10 protein-coding genes are annotated in these 12,578 nt (G+C 56.7%); 1 reads left to right on the top strand and 9 read right to left on the bottom strand.

Translation table 11 applies throughout. The annotated features are described in order from the left end of the window. Positions 1–63: 63 nt before the first annotated feature. From QMG93_RS05970 to polA, 5 genes are all read right to left on the bottom strand, one after another. Complete coding sequence (locus QMG93_RS05970; RefSeq protein WP_281934441.1) at positions 64–645, bottom strand: lytic transglycosylase domain-containing protein; 582 nt, start codon at positions 643–645, stop codon at positions 64–66. After that, positions 642–1,238, bottom strand: coding sequence for a dephospho-CoA kinase (gene coaE / locus QMG93_RS05965; protein WP_281934439.1), 597 nt, complete (start codon positions 1,236–1,238; stop codon positions 642–644). Before coaE ends, QMG93_RS05970 begins: the two co-directional genes overlap by 4 nt. Before the next feature lie 41 nt (positions 1,239–1,279). Beyond that, positions 1,280–1,963: a sporulation membrane protein YtaF gene (gene ytaF, locus QMG93_RS05960; protein WP_281934437.1), complete on the bottom strand. Its 684-nt coding sequence runs from the start codon at positions 1,961–1,963 to the stop codon at positions 1,280–1,282. Between the two features lie 86 nt (positions 1,964–2,049). Beyond that, positions 2,050–2,913, bottom strand: coding sequence for a DNA-formamidopyrimidine glycosylase (gene mutM / locus QMG93_RS05955; RefSeq protein WP_281934435.1), 864 nt, complete (start codon positions 2,911–2,913; stop codon positions 2,050–2,052). Positions 2,914–2,957: 44 nt separating this feature from the next. Continuing rightward, positions 2,958–5,639: a DNA polymerase I gene (polA, locus tag QMG93_RS05950; protein ID WP_281934433.1), complete on the bottom strand. Its 2,682-nt coding sequence runs from the start codon at positions 5,637–5,639 to the stop codon at positions 2,958–2,960. A 183-nt stretch (positions 5,640–5,822) separates the two neighbouring features. On the opposite strand from polA, the gene QMG93_RS05945 reads away from it, so the two are divergent. Then, positions 5,823–6,593 (top strand): HAD family hydrolase, encoded by a 771-nt coding sequence (locus tag QMG93_RS05945; RefSeq protein WP_281934432.1) that lies wholly within the window; start codon positions 5,823–5,825, stop codon positions 6,591–6,593. Here QMG93_RS05945 and QMG93_RS05940 read toward each other — a convergent pair. The 4 genes from QMG93_RS05940 to QMG93_RS05925 form a co-directional block, all read right to left on the bottom strand. Continuing rightward, positions 6,590–8,398 carry a GGDEF domain-containing protein gene (locus QMG93_RS05940; RefSeq protein ID WP_281934431.1) on the bottom strand — a complete coding sequence of 603 codons (1,809 nt, stop codon included), beginning with the start codon at positions 8,396–8,398 and terminating at the stop codon, positions 6,590–6,592. The genes QMG93_RS05945 and QMG93_RS05940 overlap by 4 nt on opposite strands. A gap of 113 nt (positions 8,399–8,511) precedes the next feature. Beyond that, positions 8,512–9,534: a response regulator transcription factor gene (locus tag QMG93_RS05935; RefSeq protein WP_281934430.1), complete on the bottom strand. Its 1,023-nt coding sequence runs from the start codon at positions 9,532–9,534 to the stop codon at positions 8,512–8,514. Between the two features lie 44 nt (positions 9,535–9,578). Beyond that, complete coding sequence (locus tag QMG93_RS05930; RefSeq protein WP_281934428.1) at positions 9,579–11,405, bottom strand: sensor histidine kinase; 1,827 nt, start codon at positions 11,403–11,405, stop codon at positions 9,579–9,581. Further along, positions 11,402–12,427 carry a response regulator gene (locus tag QMG93_RS05925; protein ID WP_281934426.1) on the bottom strand — a complete coding sequence of 342 codons (1,026 nt, stop codon included), beginning with the start codon at positions 12,425–12,427 and terminating at the stop codon, positions 11,402–11,404. Before QMG93_RS05925 ends, QMG93_RS05930 begins: the two co-directional genes overlap by 4 nt. Positions 12,428–12,578 lie beyond the last annotated feature (151 nt).

The raw sequence follows: 12,578 nt of genomic DNA, 5'->3' as shown, positions 1-12,578 counted from the left end.
AGAAGTATCGGGCTTAAGCTTCCGTCCAAGGGAGCTTGTCCGATACTTCTTTACCGTGTAAGGTCAAGCGGCACGCTCTCCCCACTCTTCCCCATACAATTTAACATACTTGTTATAATAATACATTACACGCTGTATGTAATGTCTCGTTTCGCCGTAAGGAATACGGTCCGCATTCTGGAGCGTTCCATCCCATTCGTTCTCCTGGAGCCAGCGGTTGACTTTCCCATGCCCCGCATTATAGCCCGCAAGAACCGCTATTCGATTTCCGTTAAACTGCTTATTTAACCAATTAAGATACCATGAGCCTAGCTCGATACTGACTGCCGGATCGTTAAGTCTGGTTTTGAATTCTTCACTAAAACGCGCCTTGTCGATAATCCAATTCGCCGTATCCGGCATTAGCTGCATCATTCCGTATGCGCCCTTCTTGGACTCCGTTTCCGTCAAATAGTTGGATTCCACCCGAATGACGGCGGCCACAAGAAAAGGATCGAGATCGTATTTTTCTGCGTTTTGGCGTATTTCCTGTTCGTAACGGATCGGATACAGCATGCGTCCCACATAGGTGCTGCTTAAGAACAAAAAGATAATAAACGTCAGCAGCAGCAAGGCGAACACCCGCTTTTTCCGCCAAAAGCTCATGATAGCCCCCTTTCGTTCCAGAAAGCTTCAATCTGCTTTTCCGTCGCCTCCAGGGTACCCGAATTATCGATAACCCAATCGGCGAGCCCTTTCTTTTCCTCGATCGGCATCTGGGACAACAGACGTTTCTCCGCCTGCTCCGCCGTGATTCCGTCCCGGGCTATCAGACGCTGAAGCTGCACTTCGCGCGGCACATAGACGACCATCACCTGCTCATACATAGCCTGCTGCCCCGATTCGTACAGAAGCGGCACGTCGACGACGACCAGCTTGTCCGGCTGCTCTGTCGCGTAGGCCTGCATTCTCTCGCGTATTAATGTGCGAATGGGCGGATGCAACAGATTTTCCAGATCGCGAAGCGCCTCGCGATTGCCGAAGACCCGCTCGCCCAGCTTTTTGCGATGAAGAGAGCCGTCCGGCAGCAGCAGATCGTCTCCGAACCGCCGGATCACTTCAGCCAGCACGGGGGTTCCCGGCTCCACGACCTCTCTTGCAATCCGATCCGCATCGATCAGCAGCGCGCCGCGCCGGACGAGCATCTCGGCCACTGTGCTTTTGCCGCACGCAATCCCCCCGGTTAATCCGATGTTCATGGTCATTCCCCTATTATATCCAAGATGATGTTGTTGTATGGTCAGAACAGTTTCATGATGCCCATCAGGATCAAGACAAATCCGGGCAAAACGGACAGCTTGCGAATCCATTTCAGCTCCGCATAGCGCAATCCGATTTGCAGACCGATTCCCAGAAACGTGCCGCTGGCCAGCGCAATGACCGCTGCCGTCAACCACGGCGTGAAGCCGAGCAGAGCGGCGCCGATCCCTGCCCCAAAGGCGTCCAGCGAGAGCGCCAGGCCCAGCAGCGTCGCTTCGTAAGCCGATATGTTGCCGGAACGGTCTACATCCGCCATGGACGGCGTGCGCAGAATTTGAATGACCAGACCGAACCGTTTCAGTTCAAGATAAAATACTTCTTTAGCCGTCGCCGGCCCCGGCACGGGGACTGGCGGATGCGGCTCGTTCGCCGGCCCCGCTTGCGATTCCTGCCGTCTTTGCTGGATCAGCTGAACCAGCGCCCACAAGCCGATCCCCATCAGAATGACGGCGCCGATATCTTTCGCCACGGCCGGGTCGACAAACCGGCTCATCCAGACGCCGATCTGCATCGAAGCGTAAATGATAACGCCCGACCAAGCCGCGATGATCGCGATCGAAGTGAGCGGAATCCTGATTTTGCGGAGACCGTACGTGACGCCTACCCCGAAACCGTCCAAGCTGACGGCAAACGCAAGCAGAAGCAACGAGACGACAGACAACATGACGTTCCCTCCTCACCAGTAACTGCACACCATACTATATGGCTGTGCTGGGCGGAGGGTGCGTATTGCCGTTCCGGGAGAACCCGTTAGCCTTCGAGCGCTTCCCGTTTCCCGCGCTTGCGCTTCAGCGGCTGGCAGACCGGACAATAATGGGTGCCGCGCCCTGCTACCACCGTCTTCACAATCGCCGTGCCGCAGGTCAGACAAGCCTCGTCCTTACGGCCGTACATTTTCAGCTGATGCTGAAACATCCCGATCTCGCCTTGACCGTTGACGTACGACTTGATGGACGACCCGCCTGCCGCCACGGCATCCTTGAGCGTCTCTACAATCGCTTCATGAAGCTTGGCCGTTTCCGCCGCACTCAGCGTATGGGCTTCCCGCTCCGGATGAATACCGGCCAGGAATAACGCTTCATCCACATAAATATTCCCGATGCCGACAATGTATTCCTGATTCAGCAGCAGCGGCTTGATCTTCGTCTTGCGCTTTCCGATCTTCCCGTGGAAAGCTTCCGCCGTAAACGCCTCGTCCAGCGGCTCGAGACCGAGCTTCTTGAGCGGCGCCTCCAGTAAATCCCGATCCTTCGGATAAACGTGCATCGTTCCGAACTGCCGCACGTCCTTATACCTCAGCTCCGTGCCGTCCGTAAAATGAAACACGACATGCGTGTGCTTCTCCGTCGGTTCGTCCGAGCGGTATACCCCATAGCGTCCCTCCATCCGCAGATGCGAGACGAGCGTATACCGGTCGAGCATAAACCGTAAAAACTTCCCCCGCCGCTCGACGGAGCAGATCGTTTCTCCCTCAAGCATCACCGCAAACGCCTGTATGTCGTCCGGATGCTGAATAATGCGGGGCAGCAGGACGGACACGCGCTCGATCTTCTTGCCGATAACCAATTGATTGAGCGTACGGCGTACCGTTTCGACCTCCGGCAATTCCGGCATGATGTCTTCCCCTCCTCTATTCCGCCCGGACGATGCCCGGCGGATTACTTCGCCTCGTACCAGTTGTCCCCGGCATCGACGTCGACCTTCAGCGGCACGTCGAGCTTCAGGGCCGATTCCATTACTTCGGCGACCATTCGTTTCATCAAGTCAATCTCGTCCTCCGGAACCTCGAACACCAGTTCGTCATGTACCTGCAGCAGCATGCGGCTGCGCACGCCCTCTTCCTTCATCCGCTTGTCCAATTGGACCATTGCCAACTTGATAATATCCGCGGCCGTGCCTTGAATCGGCGTATTCATCGCGGTGCGCTCGGCGAACGAACGCAGGTTGAAGTTCGAGGCTGTAATTTCCGGCAGGTAGCGGCGGCGCTGCAGCAGCGTCGTGACATAGCCGTCCTGACGGGCTTTTTTAACGATATCGTCCATGTATTGGCGAACCCCTTGGAACACGGCAAAATATTGCTCGATAAACTTCGCCGCGTCCTTACGGGTAATGTTCAAGTTCTGCGACAATCCGTAATCGCTGATGCCGTATACGATGCCGAAGTTGACCGCTTTGGCCTGACGTCGCATATTCGAATCGACTTCCGCTTCGGATACGCCGAACACGTCCATGGCCGTTTTCGTATGGACGTCCATATTTTCGCGGAACGCTTCAATCAGCTTCTCGTCCTGCGAAATGTGCGCCAGAACGCGCAGCTCGATCTGCGAGTAGTCGGCGGTCAGAATTTTCCAACCGGGCTCGGAAGGGAAAAATACCTTGCGGATTTTGCGGCCTTCCTCCAGCCGGATCGGAATGTTCTGCAGGTTCGGATACTGGCTGCTGAGCCGTCCGGTCGCCGCGATCGTCTGCTTGTAGTACGTATGCACCTTCCCGGTAGAAGGACGCACTTCCTTAAGCAGGCCTTCCACGTAAGTCGACTGCAGCTTCGCCAGCGTCCGGTAATGAAGAATATGACCGACCATCGGATGGTACGGCTCCAGCTTCTCCAGCACTTCGGCGTCGGTCGAATACCCGGTTTTCGTTTTCTTGATCACCGGCAGACCGAGCTTCTCGAACAAAATTTCCCCCAGCTGCTTCGGCGAGTTGATGTTAAACTCGATTCCAGCCGCATCGTAGATCGATTGCATGATGCCTTCAAGCTGATTCCCAAGCTCCGCGCCGTAGGCTTTGAGCTCCTCCGCGTCCACCTTGATCCCTTTGCGCTCCATCGAAGCCAGCACGAGCGCCAGCGGAAGCTCCAGCTCGTAAAACAATTGATGCATTTCGCTCGTTTCGAGCGCTTCCTTCAGCTTCGGTGTCAGTCGATGGACCGCGGCGGCTTTGCGGCACAAATAGGCGGTCAGCACGTCTTCCTCGGGCACCTTGAACTTCGCGCCCTTGCCGAATACTTCCTCGTCGGCCGGAAGCGGACGCAGTCCGTAGCGGGACGTCAGGCCATCCAGCGTCAGCGACGATTCCGTCGGATCGAGCAAATAGCCGGCGAGCAGCGCATCGAAGCCGATGCCGCCCAGCCCGATCCCGCGCCAAGACAGCACGATGACGGCACGGTGCAGATCGTAGACGGATACCTCCTGCTTGTCTTCCGAAGCGAGCCACTCCCGTACTGCAGCGGCGTTTTCCTGCTCAAGCCGCTCCACCGGCACATAGAAGCATACGGGCTCCGCGCCCGCTTCTTCACTGTAGAAGGACACGCCGATCACCACGGCGTTATGCGGGTTGTCGCCCGCCGCTTCCACATGAAGCGCGCGGACATGCGGCAGCGCCGCGATCAGCTCGGCCAGCTTGTCGTCCGTAACCAGCACCGCCGGCGGCTCCGTACCGGCTTCCTCCGCCGCCCCGGCCGCCCCAGCGCCGGGAGCGGGCAGTTGCAGCCGCTCCATTAACGATTTAAATTCCAGCTTGCGGAACATCTCGGCAAGCTCCGATTCTTCATATCCGCGGTAGGCCAGCTCGTCCCACGAAAAATCGACCGGCACCTCCCGGAAAATCGTCGCAAGCTCCTTGCTCATCCGGGCGCTATCGGCGTTCTCCGCGACCTTCTCTCCCAGCTTGCCTTTAATCTGCGAGGCGTTCTCCACTACGCTCTCGACCGAGCCGTATTCGTGCAGCAGCTTAAGCGCCGTCTTCTCCCCAACTCCCGGGATGCCCGGAATGTTGTCGGACGTATCGCCCATCAGCCCTTTCAGATCGATGATCTGATGCGGCTTCAGGCCGTACGTTTCTTCGATGTGAGCCGGATCGAACAGCTCGACCTCGCTGATGCCCTTGCGCGTCAGCGCAATGGTCACCTGCCCGCTCGCGAGCTGCAGCATGTCCTTGTCCCCGGTGACGACGACGACCTCGACGCCGCCTTTCTCGTCCGCAACGCGCGTCAGCGTGCCGATGATGTCGTCGGCCTCGTAGCCGTCCAGCTCGAACTGGCGGATGCCGAACGAGCCGAGCAGATCCCGGAGCAGCGGAAACTGCTCGGACAGCTCCGGCGGCGTTTTTTCGCGGCCGCCTTTGTAATCTGCGTAATCTTTATGTCGAAACGTCGCTTTCCCTGCGTCGAATGCAACCAGAAAGTGCGTCGGCTTCTGCTCCTCCAGCAGCTTGAGCAGCATGGTGGTGAACCCGTAGACGGCGTTCGTGTGCAGTCCCTTGGAATTGCTCAGCAGCGGCAGTGCAAAAAAAGCGCGGTAAGCAATGCTGTTCCCGTCGATCAGTATAAGCTTGGACAATGGATACACCCCATTCAGGCAGTCTTCCTACTCTATACATGATAGCATAGGACAGCGTAAGAAAAAAACCTTTGGAAAGCTTTCTCGAAAAAGGGGTGTGCGCCGTTTTTGCCGCATAAAATGAACTAACTTTTGATCCTTGACGGTGCCTTTCGAGCGGAAAGGAGATCGGAGGCTGGGTTCATGAAAGAGACGGTTCGTTTGAACGGAAAACGCGCGATTTTTTTCGATGTTAATCAGACGCTGGTACAGCAGGGACTCAGCTTCGAGCAATGCTTCGTGGAGGTGTGGAACGATTATTCCGCCAGATGGGCGGCGGAGGACCGCCCGAAGGCGGATTCGCTCTGGGAGCAGTATATTACCCGTTGGCAGCAGCGCAAAAAAGGCCGGACGACGTTCAAGCAGCTCGACGAGCTGCAGCAGCAATGTCTGCGGGAAGCCTTCGAGGCGCTGAGGATTCCCGCTTCCTCCGGCGTCCTGCGAAGCTTCATGCAGGATATCCGCCGCTTGCAGGTATCGGCTAAGTCCATGGCGCCGCAGGCGGCAAAAACGCTGGAGATGCTGTCCCATACATACCGCCTCGCCATCATCAGCAACAGCCCCCGCAGCGAAGTGCTGATGATGCTGCAGCGGTTCGGGCTGGAATCGTATTTTCCAGAAGAACGCGTCTTTACGGCGCAGAAACCGGCGGACAAGAAGCCTGCCCCTTACCTCTTCAAAACGGCGCTCCAAACGATGCAGCTTGCGCCCAGGCAGGCGCTCATGGTAGGAAACTCGTGGAAGCATGACGTATGCGGCGCCGTCAAGGCCGGCCTGGATGCCGTATGGCTTCATCCCGGAGCAGCCGGTCCGTCCGCCGAGTCGGGAGACAAAAAAATTTCCCAGCAGCGGCTGGGAAAACGCAAGGTGTATCTGATCAAGCAGTTGGATCAGCTTCACCAGCTTTTCGGTTAAATTTCAATCGGTCCGCCGTCCTCCGGAACGCCAACGGCATCGCTGCTGAAGACGCTCCCGCGGTGCGCTTTCGACTGCTTCTTCAGCTTGGCCGCCGTTTCGGAAATTTGCTCCGGCGTTACGGCGGCGGCCGCCTTGCAGATCACAAGCGACAGCGACAGCGTGACGCCGTCGCTATCGATCCGGGTGCCCTGCCGATCCTCGACATATGTCCAGTCATCCTCGTCGTAGAACATTTTGACCCCTGCATCGAACCGCCGCAAAATTTCGCCGCACAGCTTCTCCGGCTCCTCGCTCGCCGTAATCGCAATAAAATCGTCCCCGCCGATATGGCCGACGAAATCGAACGACAGCCCCAACACGCCCATCGCCTGCTGAATGCAATCGGCGGTAAATTGAATGAGCTGATCGCCTTTTTGAAAGCCGTACCGGTCGTTAAACCATTTGAAATAATCGAGATCGGCATAGATAACCGAGAACGGCTTCTTATCTGTCAGCCGCTTGCTCAGCTCCCGATAGATTTGCAGATTGCCCGGCAGTCCCGTGAGCGGATTGGCTACCTTGGCGCTTTCCATGCGGGCATTCGTAATGCACTCGAGAATGGACCTAATGGAAGACATCCCCAACATCCGCCCTTTGGAGGTGATGATCACGAGATCGTACAAATTTTGAATGTCCCGCGAGGTCGCGAGCTGGGACACCTCCTCGACCGGCATCTGCTCGTCCACGATCAGAGGCGACGGGTCCATCACCTGATCGATCGGACGGTTCCAGAACAGCGAGTACCCGTACTGTCCCGCAAGCTGCTGGAACAAGCGGTCCCGCATTATGAGGCCGATGGGCACTCCGCCGGAAACAACCGCCGCGCCAAGCGCGTTCGCATTTTTCTTGAAATACCCGGCGACCGCCGAGATGGGGGTCGAGTTTTCAAAGGACTGATACGGGATCGACAGATCGCCGATCGTCCAGACGCTACCCGCAGTTTCGACAATTTTACGGTGCAGCAAAATATGATTTTTCAGCTCCGGCTTCAGCGCGGCCTGCTCCGTTCCGGGACGGCCAAGCAAAAAACCTTGGCCGAAATGGACGCCCATGCGTGTAAGCTTCATCAGCTCCTCGGCCGATTCGATGCCCTCGGCAATCAGGTGGATGCCCAGCTTCTCGGCGAACGACAGCATCGTCTCAAGGATGTATTCCTTCGTTTTGTGGCGGTGAATGTCCTTGATGAGCGAACGATCGATTTTGATAAAATCGGGCTGCAGCTCGGCAATGGCTTGCAGCGAGGAATACCCCGCTCCGGCATCGTCGATCGCAATCCGGTAACCTTGCTGGCGATAATGGTCCAGAATCGTCTTGGCCGCATCGAAATCTTCGATCGAGCTGCGTTCCGTTATCTCGAACACGACATTCCCCGGCGTCAGCCCCCGCTGCTCCAGCAGCTCCAGCGTCCGGCCCGGCTCGAACTGCGGATCGTTCAAAATTTCGGCGGACAGGTTCAGAAACAGCATCTCCTCCTCCGTCCGGCTCAACGCGCCCTGAATCGCCTTGGCCCTTGCAAGCCGGTCCAGCGGATACAGCAATCCCTCGGACTCCGCCGCCGCAAACAGCCTGAGCGGAGAATGCAGCGGGCTGCCCTCCGGTCCCCGGGTCAACGCCTCGTAGCCGAAAACGGTGCCGTCCTTCAGCGAAATAATCGGCTGATAAACGGAAGTTACGGCTTGTTGATGTAAAATGTGCTCCAGCTCGCTATGAAGCGTCGAACCGTCGATCGGCGGCTCCGTCATTCGTTCTATCGTCATGACCATCCCTGACTTTCCGTGTCTTTGGATCTACTATACCATGGGAATTTTATCCCAGTGTTAACACGGAACGTCCCAATTTGTTAAACGATTGTAAATATTTTCGGGACGGCTGTCTCTTACTTGATGCCAATCGATTGGCGGTATTCGGAAGGGGAACAGCCGACCGCCTTTTTAAACAGGATGGAGAAGTGCGGGTAGCTCTGATAGCCGACGGCCAAGGAGATGTCGATGACTTTGTAATGGGGAATTTCCAGCAGCCGCTTCGCCATCTCCATCCGTTTACGAATACGGTACTGCACGAACGTCTCATTCGCCGTTTTTTTGAACAGATGGCTGAAGTAAGTTGGCGCGAGCCCGACTTTTCCGGCGACCTCCTCCAGGCTGATATCCGTCGCAAGATGCTCGTCGATATACGCTTTGGCTTCCTCCCAGACGTTCTTCAGGTTGCCGCCGCGGTAGGTTTGCAGCAGTCCGGACAGCTTGAAAATCTCTTCTTCCAGAAAGGCAAGCGCTTCCGGACGGGCAGAAAAACTTCGCCGCTCGGGAGGCTCGGGAAAGAGGAAGATGTCTCTGGCGTTCAGCCGCTTCACCAGCAAGCGGAGCACGTCGTTCACGGCTGCGCTCAACCGCTCGGGAGACGCTTGCTCCTCGAAATACCGGTCTTTCCCTTCCGTCCAGCAGGCGGCAGCCGCGTCCGGGTCAGCACTCCAGACCGCTTCCTCCAGCGAATCGAGCCAATGCTCGTATTCCGAAATGGACGGCGCGTCGGCCCGAGCCGGTTTCAGAACGCGGTCCAGCACCGAATACAGCTCGCCAGGTGTCACCGGCTTGAGCAAGTATTCCTTGACCCCGTATGTCAGACATTTTTGCGCATATGCAAATTCCCCGTAACCGGAGATGACGACAGTCTTGACGGAGGGCCGGGTTTCCGAGACGATTCTGCACAGCTCAAGCCCATCCATGCGAGGCATCCGAATATCCGTGAGCACCAGATCGGGCAGGGTCTCCCGAACCAAAGCGGCGGCCTCCTCGCCATTGGCCAAAGCGGTAACGCGAATCCTTCCCGCCCCATACCGCTCGACCATCCGGGCAAGCCCGAGCCGGATCATCGGCTCGTCTTCGACAACGACAACATGCATCCTTATCCCTCCCTTCGCTCCGCATCAGCACAAACCGTAACCCTTCAGCCTGACGGCCTGCCCGTGGAAGGCATGACCATCGTGACTTTTGTTCCCTCGTCAAGTCGGCTCTCGATGTGCAAGCCGTATTGCTCGCCGAACACCATCTGAATGCGCCTGTGCACGTTAACAATGCCAATTCCGCCCTTCTTTCCAGCCGCATCGTCCCCTCCGTCGACAAGACGGTTCGCTTCCAGCTTCTCCCGCAATTCAGCCAGACGGTCCTCCGGCATGCCGTTCCCGTTATCCTCGACGCTGACCCAGAACGTGCCTTCTCCTTCGCCCGCATCGATCCGGATGCAGTGATAATCCTCCACGCCGCCTTCGAACGCGTGCTGAAATACGTTTTCGACAAGCGGCTGCAGCGTCAGCCGGACCATCTTGTGAAGCAGCAGCTCCGGCTTCACGGCGACGTCGATCTCAAACTCCCGCCCGACCCGGTGTTTCAGCACGATCATAAAGTTAAGCACGTGCTTCAGCTCGTTGGCTACCGTAATTTTCTCCAGATTCGTCTGCACGGAATAACGCAGCATGTAAGCCAGCGCGCGCACGATCTCCGAAATTTCGTCCGAATCCTCAACGAAGGCATAGCACACGATCGTCTCCAGCGTATTGTATAAAAAGTGCGGATTGATCTGAAGCTGCAGCGATTGGAACTCCGCCTTTTGCCGCTCCATCTGGATTTCATGGTTTTTCAGCTCCGCCTGATACACCTTGTCCACGAGCTCCGACAATCGGTTGACCATCAGATTGTAGCGGATCATCAGCTCTACGATTTCGTCTCGCTGCCGCTGCTCGGGAAGCGGAATGGTCGCCCAGTTGCCCTTCTCGGTCTCCCGCATCCCTTCCTTCAGCGCCCGGATCGGCCCGGTAATCGACTTGCCGAAACGGAAGGCCAGCCATAACGCGAACACGAGCGTAAACAAACCGACGACGATCGAAGTGACGCGAATCGTATCCACCGGCTTCCGCAGCTCGGCCATCGGCATGGACACGACGAGATGCCAGCCCGAATAGGCAGACTTCTGGCTCCGGTACAAGCGCCGCTCTCCGTTTTCCTCCGCCACGAAGGACTGCAGGCCCGATTCGACGATGCTGCGCTTCAGCTCAGGCTGTACGGTTTCCCCAATCCGCTCCCTTTGGGGGTGATACACGATCCGCCCCCGCTCGTCGACGATGAAGAAGAAGCCGGTGCTCGTGAGCTCGATGCCTTTCCACAGCTCCGAAAGCTCGGCCGAACGTAGCTCGATCGCGAGGATGCCTTGCGGCTCTGAAGACGTTAAGCCGCGAATTTGGCGCACGAGCGTGATCGTCCGGTTATTCTGGCTTTCGATAATGCTGCGGTTCAACACGCTGAGGTTCCCGTAGGCCGACGTATTCGTCTTGAAGAAGGTCAACTGCTCCTTGATTTGCTCCGGCGTAAACGACGATCCCGTGACTTCGTTATAGTAATACACGGCGTTCCCATTGAAGCTGATCGAGTACACGGCCGTAATCTCGGGATTCCGTATAAAGATCGGGTCGATCACGAATTCCTTGATCTGCTTTTGGATCTCATAAAACTCGTATCCCTCCAGCCCTGCCGGCAGGTCGATAAAACGTTTGACCTCCTTGTTGGTCAGCAGTGAAACCATGGATCGCTCATACGATTTCAGATACAGATCCGTATGGTAAGCCGCATTGCCGACCATCTGGGACAGCTGGCCCTCTACCATTCGGTCCAGCTCCTGAGACGAGGCGTAATACGTAACGATGCCGACCGTCGTCAGCGAGACGATAATCACGGTCAAGAAGTAAAGGAACAGCTTCTGGTACAGGCTCGCCCTCTTCATTTGATCCCCAGTTGGCTGCGGTATTCCGAAGGCGAAATGCCGACGATCTTTTTAAACGTTTTCGTAAAATGCGGATAGTCGTCATACCCGACCTCCAAAGCCACGTCTACAATGCGAATATGGGATTGGGCCATCAATTGAAGCGCTTTCTCCATCCGGCGCTTGATCCGGTATTGGACGAACGTTTCGGAGGTCATTTTTTTGAACAACGCGCTGAAATAAGTCGGGGTCAGCCCGACAAGCTCAGCCACTTCCTCCAGGGTGACTTCCTCGGACAAGCGCTGATCGATGTAAGCCTTCGCTTCTTCCATCGGGTCCTTGAATTGCCCGCGGCGCGCCGAGATCAGCCTCCGGTATATCGCCAGCAGCGTCTGCTCGAAATCGTCCAGCAGTTCGGCCTTCGTATGACCGGCAATCGTCTCCTTCGTCTCCGGGGACACCGAAAAAGCGTTCCGCTCCTGCAGCCGCTGCACAAGCAAGCGGATACAATCGCCAAGCAGTTCCCGAAGCTTCGCGGCGGACAAGCCGGAGTCGAGACAGTAGCCCCGCCACTGCTCCAAGTACCGGGTTAGCTCGTCCGATTGGTTGGCCCAAATGCACTGCTCCAGCTTCCCTACCCATTCGACGTATTTGGATACCGGCACGTAGCCTTTCATTTTCCGCTTGAGCACCGTATCCAGCGCTTCATGCAGCTCGGGCTTCGTCACGGGCTTCAGCAAATATTGCTTCACGCCGTAAGCCAGACATTTTTGCGCATACTCGAAATCGTTGAACCCGGAAATGACGACCGTTTGAATATCGGGGAATTCTTCGTGAATGCTGCGGCACAGCTCCAGTCCGTCCATCTTGGGCATCCGGATATCGGTCAGCACGATGTCGGGCTCGTGCGCACGGATCAACTCCAATGCCTTCATCCCGTTCTCTGCGGTAGTGATGACGGCGAACGCGGGACTGTACTGCTCCGCCATTTTGACCAAGCCTCTGCGGATGACCGGCTCGTCGTCCACGATGAGCAAATGCATGGAACACCCCTCCTGTTAGGTCCGCCTAAGGGAAAAGTATCCGCTCCGGACCATGCCGGAAACGGATACTTTACCGTGATCTGTATGATGATTTTACTATGCTTTCGGGACACACGGCAATGAGAGAAGTTGGCTTGGACACACGGTGGCG

This window comes from Paenibacillus tyrphae (assembly GCF_027925525.1).
Lineage (GTDB): Bacteria > Bacillota > Bacilli > Paenibacillales > NBRC-103111 > Paenibacillus_G > Paenibacillus_G tyrfis_B.
The sequence above is the reverse complement of the archived record's forward strand: the minus strand, read 5'-3'. Positions and strand labels throughout refer to the sequence as shown.